Annotated in this window: 18 protein-coding genes; 17 read left to right on the forward strand and 1 reads right to left on the reverse strand. The window is 60.9% G+C overall.

Annotated features, from left to right (window positions below; all coding sequences use genetic code 11):
* The first annotated feature begins 75 nt into the window (after window positions 1–75).
* A complete protein-coding gene (tctD, locus tag J0X03_RS06765; protein ID WP_033643888.1) occupies window positions 76–750 on the forward strand; it encodes a transcriptional regulator TctD in 675 nt (224 codons plus the stop codon).
* Window positions 737–2,155 (forward strand): sensor histidine kinase, encoded by a 1,419-nt coding sequence (locus tag J0X03_RS06770; RefSeq protein ID WP_033651954.1) that lies wholly within the window; start codon window positions 737–739, stop codon window positions 2,153–2,155. Before tctD ends, J0X03_RS06770 begins: the two co-directional genes overlap by 14 nt.
* Here the strand turns inward: J0X03_RS06770 and J0X03_RS06775 are convergent.
* A complete protein-coding gene (locus tag J0X03_RS06775) occupies window positions 2,152–3,072 on the reverse strand; it encodes a DMT family transporter (RefSeq protein ID WP_033651953.1) in 921 nt (306 codons plus the stop codon). The genes J0X03_RS06770 and J0X03_RS06775 overlap by 4 nt on opposite strands.
* Window positions 3,073–3,189: 117 nt before the next feature.
* Between J0X03_RS06775 and J0X03_RS06780 the strand changes: the two genes are divergently transcribed.
* The 15 genes from J0X03_RS06780 (at window position 3,190) to hisP (ending at window position 17,510) form a co-directional block, all read left to right on the forward strand.
* Window positions 3,190–3,963, forward strand: coding sequence for an AraC family transcriptional regulator (locus tag J0X03_RS06780; protein ID WP_033643885.1), 774 nt, complete (start codon window positions 3,190–3,192; stop codon window positions 3,961–3,963).
* Window positions 3,964–4,016: 53 nt separating this feature from the next.
* Window positions 4,017–5,138: a 4-phosphoerythronate dehydrogenase PdxB gene (gene pdxB, locus J0X03_RS06785; protein ID WP_160204450.1), complete on the forward strand. Its 1,122-nt coding sequence runs from the start codon at window positions 4,017–4,019 to the stop codon at window positions 5,136–5,138.
* Between the two features lie 110 nt (window positions 5,139–5,248).
* Window positions 5,249–6,259: an aspartate-semialdehyde dehydrogenase gene (locus tag J0X03_RS06790; RefSeq protein ID WP_033643883.1), complete on the forward strand. Its 1,011-nt coding sequence runs from the start codon at window positions 5,249–5,251 to the stop codon at window positions 6,257–6,259.
* A complete protein-coding gene (gene truA, locus J0X03_RS06795; RefSeq protein ID WP_033643882.1) occupies window positions 6,259–7,080 on the forward strand; it encodes a tRNA pseudouridine(38-40) synthase TruA in 822 nt (273 codons plus the stop codon). Before J0X03_RS06790 ends, truA begins: the two co-directional genes overlap by 1 nt.
* A 78-nt stretch (window positions 7,081–7,158) precedes the next feature.
* Window positions 7,159–7,821, forward strand: coding sequence for a DedA family protein (locus J0X03_RS06800; RefSeq protein WP_004936130.1), 663 nt, complete (start codon window positions 7,159–7,161; stop codon window positions 7,819–7,821).
* A gap of 232 nt (window positions 7,822–8,053) precedes the next feature.
* Window positions 8,054–8,962, forward strand: a complete 909-nt coding sequence (accD, locus tag J0X03_RS06805; RefSeq protein ID WP_033643880.1) for an acetyl-CoA carboxylase, carboxyltransferase subunit beta — start codon at window positions 8,054–8,056, stop codon at window positions 8,960–8,962.
* Between the two features lie 191 nt (window positions 8,963–9,153).
* The gene (folC, locus tag J0X03_RS06810) at window positions 9,154–10,419 is read left to right on the forward strand and encodes a bifunctional tetrahydrofolate synthase/dihydrofolate synthase (protein ID WP_033643879.1); all 1,266 of its coding nucleotides are present in this window, start codon (window positions 9,154–9,156) and stop codon (window positions 10,417–10,419) included.
* Window positions 10,420–11,172, forward strand: a complete 753-nt coding sequence (gene dedD, locus J0X03_RS06815) for a cell division protein DedD (protein ID WP_033643878.1) — start codon at window positions 10,420–10,422, stop codon at window positions 11,170–11,172.
* 234 nt (window positions 11,173–11,406) lie between these two features.
* Window positions 11,407–11,907 (forward strand): colicin V production protein, encoded by a 501-nt coding sequence (gene cvpA / locus J0X03_RS06820; RefSeq protein WP_004936119.1) that lies wholly within the window; start codon window positions 11,407–11,409, stop codon window positions 11,905–11,907.
* A 21-nt stretch (window positions 11,908–11,928) separates the two neighbouring features.
* Window positions 11,929–13,446: an amidophosphoribosyltransferase gene (gene purF / locus J0X03_RS06825; protein WP_033632500.1), complete on the forward strand. Its 1,518-nt coding sequence runs from the start codon at window positions 11,929–11,931 to the stop codon at window positions 13,444–13,446.
* A gap of 139 nt (window positions 13,447–13,585) precedes the next feature.
* Complete coding sequence (locus J0X03_RS06830; RefSeq protein WP_033643877.1) at window positions 13,586–14,158, forward strand: UbiX family flavin prenyltransferase; 573 nt, start codon at window positions 13,586–13,588, stop codon at window positions 14,156–14,158.
* Between the two features lie 304 nt (window positions 14,159–14,462).
* Entirely contained in the window at window positions 14,463–15,245 is a 783-nt protein-coding gene (hisJ, locus tag J0X03_RS06835) for a histidine ABC transporter substrate-binding protein HisJ (protein ID WP_033643876.1), read from the forward strand.
* 82 nt (window positions 15,246–15,327) lie between these two features.
* The gene (locus tag J0X03_RS06840; RefSeq protein ID WP_033635345.1) at window positions 15,328–16,014 is read left to right on the forward strand and encodes a histidine ABC transporter permease HisQ; all 687 of its coding nucleotides are present in this window, start codon (window positions 15,328–15,330) and stop codon (window positions 16,012–16,014) included.
* Window positions 16,011–16,715 (forward strand): ABC transporter permease, encoded by a 705-nt coding sequence (locus tag J0X03_RS06845; RefSeq protein ID WP_033643875.1) that lies wholly within the window; start codon window positions 16,011–16,013, stop codon window positions 16,713–16,715. The genes J0X03_RS06840 and J0X03_RS06845 overlap by 4 nt, the downstream gene beginning before the upstream one ends.
* A gap of 21 nt (window positions 16,716–16,736) precedes the next feature.
* On the forward strand, window positions 16,737–17,510 hold the full coding sequence (hisP, locus tag J0X03_RS06850; protein ID WP_004936098.1) for a histidine ABC transporter ATP-binding protein HisP: 774 nt from the start codon (window positions 16,737–16,739) through the stop codon (window positions 17,508–17,510).
* Window positions 17,511–17,513: the final 3 nt, after the last annotated feature.

Consider the following 17,513-nt stretch of genomic DNA (forward strand, 5'->3'; position numbering starts at 1 on the left):
CATTCTCTGTTATCGACCTGTTAACAGACGCCGCATCGGTGTCTGGTTGTTCAGGTAAATCAATGGAATGGGAACATGCGACTGTTATTGGTTGAAGATCACCCCGAGCTGTCTCACTGGTTGCAAAAGGCGCTGACCGGCGCCGGATTTGCCGTCGACGTCGCGCCGGACGGCGTGGCCGCCGACCACCTGTTGCTTAATGAACGCTATGCGCTGGCGGTGCTGGATGTGGCGTTGCCGCGTCTGAACGGTCTCGATTTGCTGGCGCGCCTGCGCAAGCGCGGGCAGGATCTGCCGGTGCTGTTGCTGACGGCGCGCACCGACGTGACCGACCGGGTGAAAGGCCTGAATCTGGGGGCGGACGACTACCTGACCAAACCGTTCGAACTGGACGAGCTGGAGGCGCGCATTCGGGCGTTGCTGCGCCGCAGCGTCGGCGCCGCGCAGCCGGCGTTGCAATACGGCGCGTTGACCTATCATGACGAAGGTTATTTCCTGCTGGAGAGCAAACCGCTGGCGCTGACGCCGCGCGAGCTGGCGGTGCTGACCGCGCTGATGCACCGGCGCGGCCGCCCGGTGGCCAAGCAGCAGCTGTTTGAGCAGGTGTTTACGCTGTCTGACGAGGCCAATCCAGAGAGCATCGAGCTTTACGTACACCGTTTGCGGAAAAAGCTGCAGGGCAGCGACGTGGCGATCGTCACGCTGCGCGGTCTGGGCTACAGCCTGGAACTGTGCAATGCGGTGGTTTAACGCGCCGCGTTCGCTGTTTTATCAACTGCTGCTGTTTTTTGGCCTGCCGCTGCTGGCGCTGGGCGGCATCTCTATCTACACCCACTACTTCAGCGCCATGAGCGCCGCCACCCTGGCCTACGACCGCACGCTGCTGGCGTCGGCGCGCACCGTGGCGGAGCGGCTGGTGGTGCGCGAAGGCAAGCTGGCGGTCGATGTGCCTTATGTGGTGCTCGACAGCTTCGAGCGCAACATGAACGATCAGCTCTATTACGAGGTGATCTCGCCGCAGGGGAAAAGCATCTCGGGCTATGACGACTTGCCGTCGTTGCCGCCCCACATTCCACGCTCCACCCTCTATCCGGCATTGGTGCATTTCTACGATGCGGAATACCTCGGCCGGCCGATCCGCGTGGCGGCGCTGTTTCAACCGGTCAACGAGTCGGGCGTGAGCGGCATGGCGACCATTCTGGTGGCGGAAACCCTGGAATCGCGTCGTTACCTGGCGCGGCAGATGATGATCGCGGCGCTGTTGAGCCAGGGCACGGTGGTGGTGTTGACCCTGATCCTGGCGTTCGCGCTGCTCAAGCGGGTGTTGAAGCCGATGCGTAAACTCTCCGGCATCATGCTGCGGCGCGATCCGGGCGAACTGACGCCTTTGCCGCGGGTTCTTCCCTGGTCGGAGATGCAGCCGCTGCTGGTGGCCTTTAATCGTTACATCGAACGGCTGCGGCTGATGGTGGCGCGTCAGGAACGCTTCAGCGCCGACGCCTCTCACCAGCTGCGCACCCCGCTGGCGGTGCTGAAGACCCAGGTCGGGGTGGCGCTGGCCAGCGATCGGCCGCAGCAGTGGCGCGAAAGTCTGCAGGCGATGAGCGCGACGCTGGATAACACCGTGGCGCTCACCGACCGTCTGCTGCACCTCTCGCGCCTGAAAGCCAGCGAGCACAGCGCCGATCGGAAGCTGCAGCCGGTCAATTTGGCGCAGGTGCTGCGCGACGCCTGTTTCTCTCGCTTGCCGCAGGCGCGCAGCAAACAGATCGATCTCGGTTTCGAGGGTGAAGCGGCATGTCAGGTCGCGGGGGAGCCGCTGCTGTTGGCCGAGCTGTGTGCCAATCTGCTGGACAACGCGCTGAAATACACGCCGCGTCAGGGCGTGGTGACCGCCCGCCTTACGCGGGACAAGGCTACGGGGGAAGGGGTGCTGGAGATAGAAGACAGCGGCCCGGGCATCGCCTTGCAGGACAAGGCGTTGGCGCTGCAGCCGTTTCATCGTTTGGACAACGTGGGCGATCAGCCGGGCGCCGGTTTGGGATTGGCGTTGGTGAAGGACATCACCGCGTATCACGGCACCCGCCCGGAGCTGTTGAGCTCCGCCGCGCTGGGCGGCCTGTTGGTGCGGGTGCGTTTCAGGTTGCTGGCTTAGGCCTGTTCTTTGCAGGAATCTGCGCCTGCCGCCGGGGCTTTGGCTTTACGCGTCAGCGGCGTGCGCAGCCGCTGCGACAGGATCACGCCCAGCAGGGTGATGCCGCCGCCGATCAGGTGGTAACCGTGCAATTGTTCATGCAGGAACAGCACCGCGATAGCGGCGGTAAACACCGGCGCCAGGTTCATGAAGATCGAGGTGGTGTTGGCGCCCAGGCGCAGGACGCCCTGGATCCACAGGTACGGCGCGATGATCGAGGCCGGAATGCCGGCGAACAGCACCAGCGGCAGGTTATGGCCGTTCAAGCCGACATCCTGCGCCATCAGGAAATTCGGCAGCAGCAACAGCACGCCGAACAGGATCTGCACGTAGAGCGATTGCCAGTTCGGCAGCGCGATGGCCCAGCGTTTGGTCAACACGCCATACAGCGCGTAAGAGGCGGTGGCGAGCAGCATCATCAATTCCCCTTTGCCGATACCGTGCTGCAACAGCGCGCCGGGCTGACCGCCGCTGACCAGCCAGATCAAACCGCAGAAGGAGAGAATGCTGCCGAGCAGCACGCCGACGGTCGGCGCAATGCGCAGCAGTACGATGCTGATCAGGATGGTCAGCAGTGGGATCAGCGACACGATGATGCCCATAAACAGCGCGCTGACGCTGTGCGCCGCGTAATAGGCCAGGCTTTGATACAGCACCATGCCGAGCAAGCCGAGGATCATCAGCTTCCACCAGTTGGCGCGCACCTGCGCCCAATTGCGCAGCACGCCCGGCAGCACAAACGGCGTCAGGGCGATCAGCGCCAGCAGCCAGCGGTAGAGCGAGATGGCCGCCGGATCGATGGCGGTGGCGGAGAGTTTGCTGACGACGGCGTTAATCGACCAAATCAGCACGGCCAGCAGGGGGAAAAGCATATTCATGACAATTATTCTCAATAGCGTCCAACATGCTGGCTAGTCTACGCGTGTCCGGTTTATCATATATAACGATATTCAGACAAAAATCGGCGTAAATAAGACAAATCACGAGACGAAACCATGCCAGAAATCCGCCATTTCCCCGAGTCGCTGATCCCGGCGCCAAACCCGGTGCAGTTTCGTTGCGAGGAGTTCAACGTCCGCACCGAATTCCAGCCGCACAGCCATACCTGGGGCCAATTGATGTGGGTCAAAGCCGGGGTGATGGTGCTGCGCATCGGCGGGCAGCGCTTTCTGGCGCCGCCGGAGTACGTGCTGTGGACGCCGGCGGGCATCGAACACTCCTGTTACAACCAGCGGCTGGCGCAGTGCCGCATGGTGGACATCGCGCCGGCGCTGTGCGCCGGCATGCCGGCCGATCCTTGCCTGGTCAATGTGACGCCGATCTTTCGCGCCATCGCCGAGGATTTCTATGCGCGTAAACAGTACATTCCGCAGGCGGAGGCGGATTTGCGCCTCTGCCAGGTGCTGATCGACCAACTGCATCTGTCGCCGCGCCAGCAAACCTATCTGCCGTCGTCGGACGACAAGTTTTTGGCGCCGGTGCTGGAAGCGCTGGAACATTGCCCGGCGGACAACACTTCGCTGGCGACGTGGGCGAAGCGGGTATACACCACCGAGCGCACGCTGTCTCGCCGCTGCCAGCAGGATTTGGGCATGCCGTTCAGCGAATGGCGCCAGCGCCTGCGGTTCCTGCACGCCGTGTCGCTGCTCGAACAGGGCAAAACCGTGCAGGACGTGGCGCTGGAGGTCGGTTACAGCTCCGCGTCGGCCTTTATCGTCATGTTCCAGCAGATCGCCGGCACCACCCCTGAGCGCTTTCGCCGTGCCTGATTCAGTGGCACACTATTTCGCAGACAAATAGCCGTAAACCGTCGGAGAACGCAGTGAAAATTCTGGTTGATGAAAATATGCCGTATGCGGCCGAGCTGTTCAGCCGCCTGGGCGACGTGCGGGCGGTGCCGGGGCGTCCGATCCCGCTTGAGGTGCTGGCGGATGCCGACGCGCTGATGGTGCGTTCGGTCACCAAGGTCAATGAAGCCTTGTTGGCCGGCAGCCGCATCGGCTTTGTCGGCACCGCTACCGCCGGCACCGATCACGTCGATGATGCCTGGCTGCAACGGCAGGGCATCGGGTTTTCCGCCGCGCCGGGCTGCAACGCCATCGCGGTGGTCGAGTATGTGTTCTCCGCATTGATGCTGCTGGCCGAGCGCGATGGCTTCCAATTGCGGGATAAAACCGTCGGCATCGTCGGCGTGGGCAACGTCGGTTCGCGTCTGGACGCGCGCCTCAAAGCGCTGGGCGTGCGCACGCTACTGTGCGATCCACCGCGCGCCGATCGCGGCGACGCCGGGGAATTCTGGCCACTGGAGAAATTGGTGGCCGAGGCCGACGTGCTGACCTTCCATACGCCGCTGAATAAATCCGGCCCGTATCATTCATTGCACCTGGCGGACGCCGAGCTGCTGGCGGCGTTGCCGGACAATCGCATTCTGATCAACGCCTGTCGTGGGCCGGTGGTGGATAACGCCGCGTTGCTGCAGGCGCTGGAAAAAGGCAAAAAGCTGAGCACGGTGCTGGACGTGTGGGAACCGGAGCCGGATCTCGCCTTGCCGCTGTTGGCGCGGGTGGATATCGGCACCGCGCACATCGCCGGGTATACGCTGGAAGGCAAGGCGCGCGGCACCACCCAGGTGTTCGAAGCGTTCAGCCGCCATCTGGGGCAGCCGCAACAGGTGGCGCTGGCCTCGCTGCTGCCGGTGCCGGAGTTCAGCCAGATCCGTCTCAACGGCCCGCTGGATGAAGCGCGGTTAAAACGATTGATGCACTTGGTGTATGATGTGCGCCGCGATGATGCGCCGCTGCGCAAAGTCGCCGGGCAACCGGGCGAGTTCGATCGCCTGCGCAAGCACTACCAGGAACGCCGCGAGTGGTCTTCGCTGGCCGTGCAATGCGATGACAGCGCCAGCGCCGAGCTGCTCGGCAAGTTGGGCTTCAGCATCGCGTAGCGCGTAAGGTTGTCTTAAGCCAACGCCGCTACAGTGAGCGGCAAAGATTATCGGGCGGTGACTGCACTGCCCGTCTGCTTTTATGAATGAAATACTCTGGAGAAAACCCAATGTCTGACGGCTGGAATATCGCGCTGCTCGGCGCCACTGGCGCGGTAGGTGAAGCGTTGCTGGAATTGTTGCAGGAACGCCAGTTCCCGGTGGGTGAGCTCTATCCTCTGGCAAGCGAACGCAGCGCGGGCGCCAATGTGCGCTTCAACGGCAAGTCTCTTCTGGTGCAAAACGCCGAAGAGTTCGATTGGTCGCAGGCGCAGCTGGCCTTCTTCGTCGCCGGCAGCGACGCTTCCGCGCGCTATGCCGAAGAGGCCGGCAACATGGGCTGTCTGGTGATCGACACCAGCGGCCTGTTCGCCATGGAACCGGATGTGCCGCTGGTGGTGCCTGGCGTTAACCCGCAGGTGCTGGCGGATTACCGCAACCGCAACATCGTCGCGGTGGCCGACAGCATGGTCAGCCAACTGCTGACGGCGATCAAACCGCTGACCGAACAGGCGGGGCTGTCGCGCCTGCACGTCACGACGCTGATGTCGGTATCCTCGCGTGGCAAGGCGGCGGTGGACGATCTGGCCGGCCAGAGCGCGCGGCTGTTGAACGGCATCCCGGCCGAAGAAGGCGTTTTCACAAAACAGCTGGCGTTTAATATGCTGCCGCTTGTCGCCGACGAGCAGGGCAGCGTGCGCGAAGAACGCCTGATCGTCGATCAGGTGCGCAAGGTGCTGCAGGACGAAGGGTTGCCGATTTCGGTGAGCTGTATCCAGTCGCCGGTGTTTTATGGCCACGCCCAGGTCGTGCATCTGGAAGCGCTGCGTCCGTTGTCCGCCGAAGAGGCGCGCAGCGAGCTTGAAGAGGTCGAAGACGTTCAACTGAGTGAAGAGGACGATTACCCGACTCAGGTCACCGAAGCTTCCGGCAGCGATGCGCTCAGCATCGGGTGTCTGCGCAACGATTACGGCATCCCCGAGCTGTTGCAGTTCTGGACGGTGGCGGACAACGTCCGCTTCGGCGGCGCGTTGATGGCGATCGAAACCGCCGAGCGTCTGGTGCAGGAGCAGATGTACTGATGTCTGAGGTGGTCTCGCCCGTTAAGCCGACGCTGAAGGTAGCGCTGGGCATCGAATATGACGGCAGCCGTTACTACGGCTGGCAGCGGCAGCAAGAAGTGGCCAGCGTGCAGGAACGGCTGGAGCAGGCGTTGAGCAAGGTGGCGGATGCGCCGATCAACGTGCTGTGCGCCGGGCGCACTGACGCCGGGGTGCACGCCACCGGGCAGGTGGTGCACTTCGAAACCACCGCGCGCCGTAAGGACGCCGCCTGGACGATGGGCGTCAACACCCATTTGCCGCCGGACATCGCGGTGCGCTGGGTGAGCCCCGTCGCCGATGATTTTCACGCGCGTTTCAGCGCCACCGCGCGCCGTTACCGCTATATTATTTTCAACCATCGCTACCGGCCGGCGGTGTTGCAACAGGGGGTGACGCATTTTTATCACCCGCTGGACGCGGACCGCATGCATCGGGCGGCGCAGGCATTGCTGGGCGAGAACGACTTTACCTCGTTTCGCGCGGTGCAATGCCAGTCGCGCACCCCGTGGCGCTGCGTAAAACACGTTAAGGTTACGCGCTACGGCGAATATATTGTGGTAGATATCAAGGCGAATGCCTTCGTGCATCACATGGTTCGCAACATCGTCGGCAGCCTGATGGAGATCGGCTGCGGCAATCAGGATGAGAACTGGATGGCCGAGCTGCTGGCGCTGAAGGATCGCAATCTGGCGGCGGCGACGGCGCGAGCCGAGGGGCTGTATCTGGTTTCCGTGGACTATCCCGACCACTTTGGCATCCCGCGGCCGCCGATGGGGCCGCTGTTTTTACCCGACGATTAAACGCCGGCACGCCTGAAAGCGTCGCTCCCTTGTGCTTCTGCCGGGTGATTGAAACGCCCGGTATCAATGAGAGAATTTATGGACATCATCAAGTTTATTATTGATTTCATTCTGCATATTGATGTGCACCTGGCCGAACTGGTCGCACAATACGGCATGTGGGTCTACGCTATTCTGTTCCTGATCCTGTTTTGCGAGACCGGTTTGGTGGTGACGCCGTTCCTGCCGGGGGATTCTTTGCTGTTCGTCGCCGGCGCGCTGGCGGCTTTGCCGACCAACGATCTGAACGTGCACACCATGGTGGCGTTGATGGCCGTGGCGGCGATCATCGGCGATGCGGTGAACTACACTATCGGGCGGTTGTTTGGCGAGAAGCTGTTCAGCAACCCGAATTCGAAAATCTTCCGCCGCAGCTACCTGGATAAAACGCATCAGTTTTATGAGAAGCACGGCGGGAAAACGATTATTCTGGCGCGATTCGTGCCGATCGTGCGTACTTTTGCGCCGTTCGTCGCCGGCATGGGGCATATGTCCTATCGCCACTTCGCCGCCTACAACGTGATTGGCGCACTGGTTTGGGTGCTGCTCTTCACTTATGCTGGCTACCTGTTCGGCGATCTGCCGGTGGTACAGGAGAACCTGAAACTGCTGATCGTCGGGATCATCATCGTTTCGATTCTGCCGGGCGTGATTGAAATTTGGCGCCACAAGCGCGCCGCCGCCCGCCAGCAAAAACAATAAAAACATCGCTCAACCTGTCGGTTCGACCAGTTTTTTGTCCACAGCGTCGGGCCGATATGGTTTAATGAGCGACATTATGGTCTGTTCCTGCGAACAACCCTGAAGCCGATGCCTCGGTCGCGCGCTTGCCGCGCGGCGAACGGGCATTTTTTCATTGGGGGTGTTTTCAGGGGGATTGTTAAAGCATGAACAGCGGACTGGCGTGTGCCAGGTTCAAACAGAAAGGTCATCGATGAGCTGGATTGAACGAATTCTTAACAAGAGCAATATCACACAAACCCGTAAGGCGAGCATTCCTGAAGGGGTCTGGACCAAATGCGACAGCTGCGGCCAGGTTCTCTACCGCGCCGAGCTGGAGCGTAATCTGGAAGTGTGTCCGAAGTGCGACCACCATATGCGTATGAGCGCGCGCGCGCGTCTGCATACCCTGCTGGATGAAGGCAGCGAAGTGGAGCTGGGCAGCGATCTGGAGCCGAAAGACGTTCTGAAATTCAAGGATTCCAAGCGCTATAAAGATCGTCTGGTCGCCGCACAGAAAGCGACCGGCGAGAAAGATGCGCTGGTGGTGATGAAGGGCACGCTGTACGGCATGCCGATCGTCGCGGCGTCCTTTGAATTCGCCTTCATCGGCGGTTCGATGTCTTCCGTGGTTGGCGCGCGTTTCGTGCGTGCGGTTGAGCAGGCGCTGGAGGACAACTGTCCGCTGGTGTGCTTCTCCGCCAGCGGCGGCGCGCGCATGCAGGAGGCGCTGATGTCGCTGATGCAGATGGCGAAAACCAGCGCGGCGTTGGCCAAAATGCAGGAGCGCGGCTTGCCGTACATCTCCGTGCTGACCGACCCGACCATGGGCGGCGTCTCCGCCAGCCTGGCGATGCTGGGCGACATCAACATCGCCGAGCCGAAAGCGCTGATCGGCTTTGCCGGCCCGCGCGTGATCGAGCAGACCGTGCGCGAGAAACTGCCGCCGGGCTTCCAGCGCAGCGAGTTCCTGATCGAAAAAGGCGCGATCGATATGATCGTTCGCCGCCCGGAAATGCGCCAAACGCTGGCGAGCATTCTGTCCAAGCTGACCAACCAGCCGCAGCCGCATTTCGATGAGGCCGCGCCGGTCATTGAGCCGGAGCAGCAGGCCGACGCCTGAGGCAAAGACGGATCCCGCCCGGGTTCAGCCGCCACTTTGTGGCTAAGTGACGGCTGATGCCCGTTCCCTGCCGGCCGCGGCCTATGACGTTGCGGTTTGCAGGTGGGCGGCAGTGACGAAGCGCATCGCCTTTACCGCGGTGAGGGTGGTGCCCTGATGGATTAATGAACCCAAGTTCAGTGATGGGACTCATGCAAAACCACCAAATTCCCCAAGCCACGTCGCCATTGAGCTCGTGGCTTTACTATCTGGAACGTCTGCACAGCCAGGCGATCGAACTCGGCCTCGAGCGCGTACAGCGCGTCGCGGCGCATCTGGACTTACTGACCCCCGCTCCCACGGTGTTCACCGTTGCCGGCACTAACGGCAAAGGCACGACCTGTCGCACCCTTGAAGCTATTCTGCTGGCCGCCGGCCTGCGCGTCGGCGTTTACAGCTCACCGCATCTGGTGCGCTACACCGAACGTGTGCGCATTCAGGGGGAAGAGCTGAGCGAAGCGGAGCACAGCCGCTCGTTTGCCGCCATTGAAGCCGGCCGCGGCGAAACGTCGCTGACCTATTTCGAATTCGGCACCCTGTCGGCGCTGCAGCTGTTCAAACAGGCGCGGCTGGACGTGGTGATCCTGGAAGTCGGCCTGGGCGGACGTCTCGACGCCACCAACATCGTCGATCCGAGCGTGGCGGTGATCACCAGCATCGCGCTCGATCACACCGACTGGCTGGGCAACGATCGCGAAAGCATCGGCCGTGAAAAGGCCGGCATTTTCCGCAGCGGCAAGCCGGCGGTAGTGGGCGAACCCGACATGCCGGACAGCATTCGCCAGGTCGCCGAAACGCTGGGCGCGCCGCTGTATCGCCGCGGTGAAGCCTGGAGTTTCAGCGAGCAGGGCGATCGCTGGCAGTGGCAGGGCGGCGACACGCTGCTGACCGATCTGCCGACGCCGAACGTGCCGCTGGCCAACGCCGCTACCGCGCTGGCGGCGCTGAACTGTTCCCCGCTGGAAATCGACGAGCGCGCGATCTTCACCGGGCTGCAGCAGGCGACGCTGCCGGGGCGTTTCCAGATCGTGCGGCGGGAGCCGATGCTGATCCTCGATGTGGCGCACAACCCGCACGCCGCCGGCTATCTCGCCGGGCGTCTGGCCAAGCTGCCGCGCGACGGCGGCAAGGTGCGCGCGGTGGTGGGCATGCTGTCGGACAAGGACATCGCCGGTACGCTGGCCTGCCTGAGCGAGCAGGTGGATGAATGGTACTGCGCACCGCTCGACGGCCCGCGCGGCGCCAGCGTCGAACTGCTGGCGCAACATCTGGCGGAACCGCGACGCTTTAATGATGTCGAAACTGCCTGGCGGCAGGCTATGCAGGATGCTGATAAACAGGATATTGTGATCGTCTGTGGATCGTTCCACACCGTTGCGCAGGTGATGGCGGCGTCAGACGAGATGCGGGGAGTGTGAGTGGCGAGTAAATTTCAGAACCGACTGGTCGGAACCGTGATTCTGGTGGCGCTGGGGGTGATCATCCTACCAGGGTTGCTGGACGGCAAAAAGAAGCATTACGAGGATGAATTCGCGGCCATTCCTTTGGTGCCGAAGGCGGGCGACGTCGAAGAGAACGACGTGTTGCCGCCGGTGACGCAGCCGTTGCCGGCGCAGCCGCCGGAAGGGGCGGGGGCGCTGGTCGAGCAGCAGGCGGCTAACGAAGCGGCGGCGCAACAGGCGGTGCGACAGAATGCTCAGCAACCGACGCAGGTGGCGCCGCCGCCGGTCGAGACGCGTCCTCAGCCGGTGCAGCAGCAGCCTAAGCCGAAACCGGTGGAAACCAAACCGGTAGAGGTGAAACCGAAACCGGCGCCGCAGCCGAAGCCGGTGGAAGTGAAACCGACGCCTAAGCCGGAACCGAAACCTGAACCGACGCCGAAGCCTGAGCCGGCACCGCAGCCGAAACCGGCGGAAGAAAAAGCGCCGGCCGGGCAAGCCTATGTCGTGCAGCTCGGGGCGTTGAAGAATGCCGCCAAGGCGAACGAGATTGTCGCTTCGCTGCGTCTTTCGGGCTATCGCGCCTTCACTGTGCCGTCAACGCCGGTGCAAGGGCAGATCACCCGCATCTACGTCGGCCCGGATGCTTCCAAGCAGAAGCTGCAGGCGGCATTGCCGTCGCTGAACTCGATCAGCGGGCTGAGCGGGCAGGTGAAGCCGTACGGTCGTTAAACCCCGCAGGGGCGCAGCAGGATGCGCCCCTGAATTAAGGAGTGGTGGAGAGATCTCGAGAGAAACCGCGCCTTTTACAGGCGAAATCACCTATGTAGGCGCGGCGATTGGGAATTTTTTAATCGCCGCTTTTTATTTGTAACGTGGTAGGAAATCCCCTACGCAAACGTTTTCTTTTTCTGTTAGAATTCGCCGCGAATTGGATGCAGGGGCGATTCATCATTGGAATAGTTCATGGTCTGGATTGATTACGTCATTATAGCGGTGATTGGATTTTCGGCTCTGGTGAGCCTGATCCGAGGGTTTGTTCGCGAAGCATTGTCACTTGTGACATGGGGATGTGCGTTTTTTGTTGCCAGCCATTTCTACTCTTACCTTGCGGTCTATTTCACTCGTTTTGAAGATGAACTGGTGCGAAACGGCATCGCGATCGCGATTTTGTTCATCGCGACCCTGATCGTAGGGGCTATTGTTAACTATGTGATTAGCTCACTGGTAGAGAAAACCGGGCTGTCGGGCACCGACAGGGTGCTGGGCATCTGCTTCGGCGCATTGCGCGGCGTGTTGATCGTTGCGGCGATCCTGTTCTTTCTGGATACCTTTACCGGCTTTTCACAAAGTGCCGACTGGAAACAGTCGCAGCTGATTCCCCAGTTCAGTTACGTCATCAGGTGGTTCTTTGACTACCTGCAGAGCACGTCGAGTTTCTTGCCGACCCAATTGCCGGGGCGGTAGCGCTGATGAGGAAAAGACAACATGTGCGGTATTGTCGGTATCGCCGGTTTTATGCCGGTAAACCAGTCGATTTATGATGCGCTGACGGTGCTTCAGCACCGTGGCCAGGATGCCGCAGGCATCGTCACCATTGACGCCCACAACGGGTTCCGTTTGCGTAAAGCCAACGGCCTGGTGAAGGATGTATTTGAGGCGCGCCATATGCAACGCTTGCAGGGCAACATGGGCATTGGCCATGTGCGTTACCCGACGGCCGGCAGCTCGAGCGCCTCTGAGGCCCAGCCTTTCTACGTCAACTCGCCGTTCGGCATTACGCTGGCCCACAACGGCAACCTGACCAACGCCCATGAGCTGCGCCAAAAGCTGTTCGAAAGCGGCCGCCGCCATGTCAACACCACCTCCGACTCGGAAATCCTGCTGAACGTGCTGGCCAGCGAGCTGGATCGCTTCCCGCATTATCCGCTGGAGGCCGACAACATCTTTACCGCGGTCGCCGCCATGCATCAGCAACTGCGCGGCGCTTACGCCTGCGTGGCGATGATTATCGGCCACGGTCTGCTGGCGTTCCGCGACCCGTACGGCATTCGTCCGCTGGTGATCGGCAAACGCACGCTGGAAGATGGCCGCAGCGAGTATATGGTGGCTTCCGAGAGCGTGGCGCTGGATACCCTGGGCTTTGAATTCCTGCGCGACGTGGCGCCGGGCGAAGCGGTGTACATCACTACCAAGGGCCAGTTGTTCACCCGCCAGTGCGCAGAGAATCCGAAAACCAATCCGTGCCTGTTCGAATACGTCTATTTCGCGCGCCCGGACTCCTTTATGGACAAGATCTCGGTCTACAGCGCCCGCGTGCGCATGGGCCAGAAGCTGGGCGAGAAGATTGCCCGCGAATGGGAAGATCTGGACATCGACGTGGTGATCCCGATTCCGGAAACCTCCTGCGACATCGCGCTGGAGATCGCGCGCATTCTCGACAAACCCTACCGCCAGGGCTTTGTGAAGAACCGCTACGTCGGCCGCACCTTCATCATGCCGGGCCAGCAGGCGCGTCGTCAGTCGGTGCGCCGCAAGCTGAACGCCAACCGCGCCGAGTTCCGCGACAAGAACGTGCTGCTGGTGGATGATTCCATCGTGCGCGGCACGACCTCAGAGCAGATCGTCGAGATGGCGCGCGAAGCGGGCGCCAAGCGCGTGTACCTGGCTTCCGCCGCGCCGGAAGTGCGTTTCCCTAACGTCTACGGCATCGACATGCCGAGCGCCAACGAACTGATCGCCCACGGGCGCGAAGTGGATGAAATCCGCCAAATCATCGGCGCCGATGGGCTGATCTTCCAGGACCTCGACGATCTGATCGAAGCGGTGCGTGAAGAAAACCCGGACATCACCCAGTTCGAATGCTCGGTATTCAACGGCATCTACGTGACCAAAGATGTCGATCAAAGCTATCTGGAATACCTGGAGTCGCTGCGCAACGACGACGCCAAGGCGCTGCGGGGACAAACCGAAGCGGAAAATCTGGAACTGCATAACGAAGGCTAACCGCCTGCGTTGATCCATCAGGGGGCATCGCCGCATCTGCGGCGGTGCGCCTTGCTCCTGTGAACTTGCTTATCCCTCGCCATTGCGGCAAAGTCTGCCTGATCTTATTTTTTACTTTTTACGGCAGAGGCCATTCTTCATGAAACGACTCATCATCGGCATTTCCGGCGCCAGCGGCGCGATCTACGGCGTGCGCCTGTTGCAGGTCTTGCGCGACGTCGCAGAGGTGGAAACCCATCTGGTGATGAGCAACGCTGCAAGGCAGACGCTGGCGCTGGAAACGCCGTACAGTCTGCGTGAAGTGCAGGCGCTGGCCGATGTGGTTCACGATGCGCGCGATATCGCCGCCGCCATCTCTTCCGGTTCCTTCAAAACACTGGGCATGGCGATTTTGCCTTGTTCAGTCAAAACGCTGTCCGGCATCGTCAACAGCTACAGCGACGGACTGCTGACCCGCGCCGCCGACGTGGTGCTGAAAGAACGCCGCCGCCTGGTATTGTGCGTGCGTGAAACGCCGTTGCACCTTGGGCACCTGCGGCTGATGACGCAGGCGGTGGAAATGGGCGCGGTGATCATGCCCCCGGTGCCGGCGTTTTATCACCAGCCGAAAAGCGTGGAAGACATCATCGATCAGACCGTCAATCGGGTGATCGATCAGTTTGATATCGAATTGCCGGCCGATCTGTTCACCCGTTGGCAGGGTGCTGATTAACATTTTCATCCCCAAATTGGTACATTTGTGCAACACCGCACTGAATTAGGGCTGCGCATGCACCATAATGATCCCACTTCATCACGTTCACTGTTTCATGGCGCCGTCCTGTCGCGGCTGCCAGTGGCGCGGCCCCGAGCGGCCGATTTAATTTTGCGGTTATCGTCCCAGGAAACAGTATTGTGAAGGCCGGAGCCGTTCCCTCCGCCCGTAGCACCTAATGTGGCACGATTACTGCAAATTGATTTGGTGGGGAAAAGTAATGCCCGTAGTGGCATCAAAAAAATCAATTTGAGGGTAATTTATGAAAAAGCTGGTTAAGGTTCTTCCTTTAGTCTTGGCTTTGGCGGCCGCAAACAGCGCATTCGCCGCTATCCCATCGACATTGAAGATTGGCACCGATCCGACTTATGCGCCGTTTGAATCCAAAAACGCCAAAGGCGAGCTGGTCGGCTTCGATATCGATTTGGCCAAAGAGCTGTGCAAACGCATAAATACCCAATGCACCTTCGTGGAGAGCGACTTTGACGCGCTGATCCCATCCCTCAAGGCGAAAAAGATCGACGCTATCATCTCTTCGCTGTCCATCACCGAAAAACGCCAGCAGGAAATCGCCTTTACCGACAAACTGTATGCCGCCAACGCCCGCCTGATCGCGCCGAAGGGGTCTAAGCTGTTGCCTACCGTGGATGCGTTGAAAGGCAAGAGCGTGGGCGTGCTGCAGGGCACGACCCAGGAAGCCTACGCCAACGCCATGTGGCAGCCGAAGGGCGTCACCGTGGTGCCTTATCAGAACCAGGATCTGGTCTACGCCGATCTGGCCTCCGGGCGTATCGACGCCGCCTTCCAGGATGAAGTGGCGGGCAGCGATGGCTTCCTGAAACAGCCGCCGGGCAAAGACTATGCGTTCGCCGGCGAATCGGTGAAGGATGACAAATTCTTTGGCGTCGGCACCGGCATGGGGCTGCGCAAAACCGATACCGAGCTGAAAGCGGCGCTGGACAAAGCCTTCGCCGAGATGCGCAAAGACGGCACCTACGATAAATACGCGAAAAAGTACTTCGACTTCGACGTCTACGGCGGCTAATCCGCTAACCGTTCCATGCTGTGACTGCGGGGCCGGTGCGCCGGCTCCGATGGTTCGGATCCTAGACGACAGGGTGAAGTAGATGCTGCAAGGCTATTCCCAACTGATTTTCGAGGGGGCTCTGGTGACGCTGGAGTTGGCCCTCAGTTCCGTATTGTTGGCGGTGGTGATCGGGTTGATCGGCGCCGGCGGCAAACTCTCCCACAACCCCCTTATTTCCGGCCTGTTCGGCGCTTACACCACGCTGATCCGCGGCGTGCCCGATCTGGTGCTGATGCTGCTGATTTTTTATGGCCTGCAAATCGCCTTGAACAACATCACCACGCTGCTCGGTTTCTCGCAGATCGATATCGACCCGCTCGGCGCCGGCATCATTACCCTCGGTTTTATTTACGGCGCGTACTTTACCGAAACCTTCCGCGGTGCCTACTTGGCGGTGCCGAAAGGGCAGATTGAGGCGGCGACGGCCTACGGCTTCAGCGGCGCGCAGATCTTTCGGCGCATTTTGTTCCCGGCGATGATGCGCTTCGCCTTGCCGGGCATCGGCAACAACTGGCAGGTGATCCTGAAGGCGACGGCGCTGGTGTCTATCCTTGGCCTGAACGACGTGGTGAAAGCCACGCAGTTGGCGGGGAAAGGCACCTATCAGCCGTTCTTCTTCGCCATCGTAGCCGGCGTGGTTTACCTGATTTTCACTACCGTTTCCAACGGCGTGCTGTTGTGGCTTGAACGGCGTTACTCACTGGGCGTCAAGAGGGCCGAGCTATGATCGAGATTTTGCAACAGTATTGGCAGTCGCTGCTGTGGAGCGACGGCTACCGTTTCACCGGCGTGGCGGTCACGCTGTGGCTGCTGATCGCCTCCGTGGTGATGGGCGGGCTGCTGGCGATCCCGATGGCGGTGGCGCGCGTCTCTTCCCTGCGCTGGGTGCGTTTCCCGGTGTGGCTCTACACCTACGTGTTTCGCGGCACGCCGCTGTACGTGCAGTTGCTGGTGTTCTACTCCGGCATGTACAGCCTGGAAATCGTGCGCGGCAGCGAGTTTCTCAACGCGTTTTTCCGCAGCGGGCTCAACTGCACCATCCTGGCGCTGACGCTCAACACCTGCGCGTATACCACCGAGATCTTCGCCGGGGCGATCCGCTCGGTGCCGCACGGTGAAATCGAGGCCGCCAACGCCTACGGTTTCTCGCGCTTCAAGATGTATCGCTGCATCATTTTGCCTTCGGCGCTGCGCACCGCGCTGCCGGCCTACAGCAACGAAGTGATCCTGATGCTGCACTCCACCGCGCTGGCGTTTACCGCCACCGTGCCGGACCTGCTGAAGATTGCGCGCGACATCAATGCCGCGACCTATCAGCCGTTTTACGCTTTCGGCATTGCGGCGGTGTTGTACCTGATCATCTCCTACGTGTTAATCAGCCTGTTCCGCAAAGCTGAAAAACGCTGGATGGCACACGTTAGTCACTGATAAATGACGGGAAGAAAAACCATGTCTGAGAATAAATTAGCCGTCACGGAACTGCACAAACGCTATGGCGATCACGAGGTGCTGAAGGGCGTCTCGCTGGCGGCCAACGCCGGGGATGTGATCAGCATCATCGGCTCCTCCGGCTCCGGCAAAAGTACCTTTCTGCGCTGCATCAACTTCCTCGAGAAGCCGAGCGAAGGCTCGATCAGCCTGAACAACGAAGATATTCGCATGGTGCGCGACAAGGACGGCCAGCTGAAGGTATTCGACAAGAAGCAGCTGCAGCTGCTGCGTACCCGCCTGACCATGGTGTTCCAGCATTTTAACCTGTGGAGCCATATGACGGTGCTGGAGAACGTGATGGAGGCGCCGGTGCAGGTGCTGGGGCTGAGCAAGGCCGACGCGCACGAGCGCGCGGTGCGCTACCTGGATAAAGTGGGCATCGACGAGCGGGCGCGCGGCAAGTACCCGGTGCACCTGTCGGGCGGCCAGCAGCAGCGCGTCTCCATTGCCCGCGCATTGGCGATGGAGCCGGAAGTGCTGCTGTTTGACGAACCGACGTCGGCGCTGGATCCCGAGTTGGTGGGCGAGGTGCTGCGCATCATGCAGAAGCTGGCGGAGGAGGGAAAAACCATGGTGGTGGTGACGCACGAAATGGAGTTTGCGCGCCACGTTTCGAACCACGTGATCTTCCTGCACAAAGGGTTGATCGAAGAGCAGGGCCCGCCGGCCGAGCTGTTCGGCAATCCCAAAAGCCCGCGCCTGCAGCAGTTCCTGTCCGGCGCGTTGAAGTAACCT

It is taken from the genome of Serratia ureilytica, assembly GCF_017309605.1.
Taxonomy (GTDB): Bacteria; Pseudomonadota; Gammaproteobacteria; order Enterobacterales; family Enterobacteriaceae; genus Serratia; species Serratia ureilytica.

Excerpts from the sequence above, each read along its gene's own strand:
- J0X03_RS06845 (WP_033643875.1), top strand. The coding sequence starts at position 16,011 with ATGATCGAGATTTTGCAACAGTATTGGCAGTCGCTGCTGTGGAGCGAC.
- cvpA (WP_004936119.1), top strand. The coding sequence starts at position 11,407 with ATGGTCTGGATTGATTACGTCATTATAGCGGTGATTGGATTTTCGGCT.
- folC (WP_033643879.1), top strand. The coding sequence starts at position 9,154 with ATGCAAAACCACCAAATTCCCCAAGCCACGTCGCCATTGAGCTCGTGG.
- J0X03_RS06790 (WP_033643883.1), top strand. The coding sequence starts at position 5,249 with ATGTCTGACGGCTGGAATATCGCGCTGCTCGGCGCCACTGGCGCGGTA.
- J0X03_RS06830 (WP_033643877.1), top strand. The coding sequence starts at position 13,586 with ATGAAACGACTCATCATCGGCATTTCCGGCGCCAGCGGCGCGATCTAC.
- J0X03_RS06775 (WP_033651953.1), bottom strand. The coding sequence starts at position 3,072 with ATGAATATGCTTTTCCCCCTGCTGGCCGTGCTGATTTGGTCGATTAAC.
- hisJ (WP_033643876.1), top strand. The coding sequence starts at position 14,463 with ATGAAAAAGCTGGTTAAGGTTCTTCCTTTAGTCTTGGCTTTGGCGGCC.
- hisP (WP_004936098.1), top strand. The coding sequence starts at position 16,737 with ATGTCTGAGAATAAATTAGCCGTCACGGAACTGCACAAACGCTATGGC.
- J0X03_RS06780 (WP_033643885.1), top strand. The coding sequence starts at position 3,190 with ATGCCAGAAATCCGCCATTTCCCCGAGTCGCTGATCCCGGCGCCAAAC.
- purF (WP_033632500.1), top strand. The coding sequence starts at position 11,929 with ATGTGCGGTATTGTCGGTATCGCCGGTTTTATGCCGGTAAACCAGTCG.
- truA (WP_033643882.1), top strand. The coding sequence starts at position 6,259 with ATGTCTGAGGTGGTCTCGCCCGTTAAGCCGACGCTGAAGGTAGCGCTG.
- J0X03_RS06800 (WP_004936130.1), top strand. The coding sequence starts at position 7,159 with ATGGACATCATCAAGTTTATTATTGATTTCATTCTGCATATTGATGTG.
- accD (WP_033643880.1), top strand. The coding sequence starts at position 8,054 with ATGAGCTGGATTGAACGAATTCTTAACAAGAGCAATATCACACAAACC.
- J0X03_RS06770 (WP_033651954.1), top strand. The coding sequence starts at position 737 with ATGCGGTGGTTTAACGCGCCGCGTTCGCTGTTTTATCAACTGCTGCTG.
- J0X03_RS06840 (WP_033635345.1), top strand. The coding sequence starts at position 15,328 with ATGCTGCAAGGCTATTCCCAACTGATTTTCGAGGGGGCTCTGGTGACG.
- tctD (WP_033643888.1), top strand. The coding sequence starts at position 76 with ATGCGACTGTTATTGGTTGAAGATCACCCCGAGCTGTCTCACTGGTTG.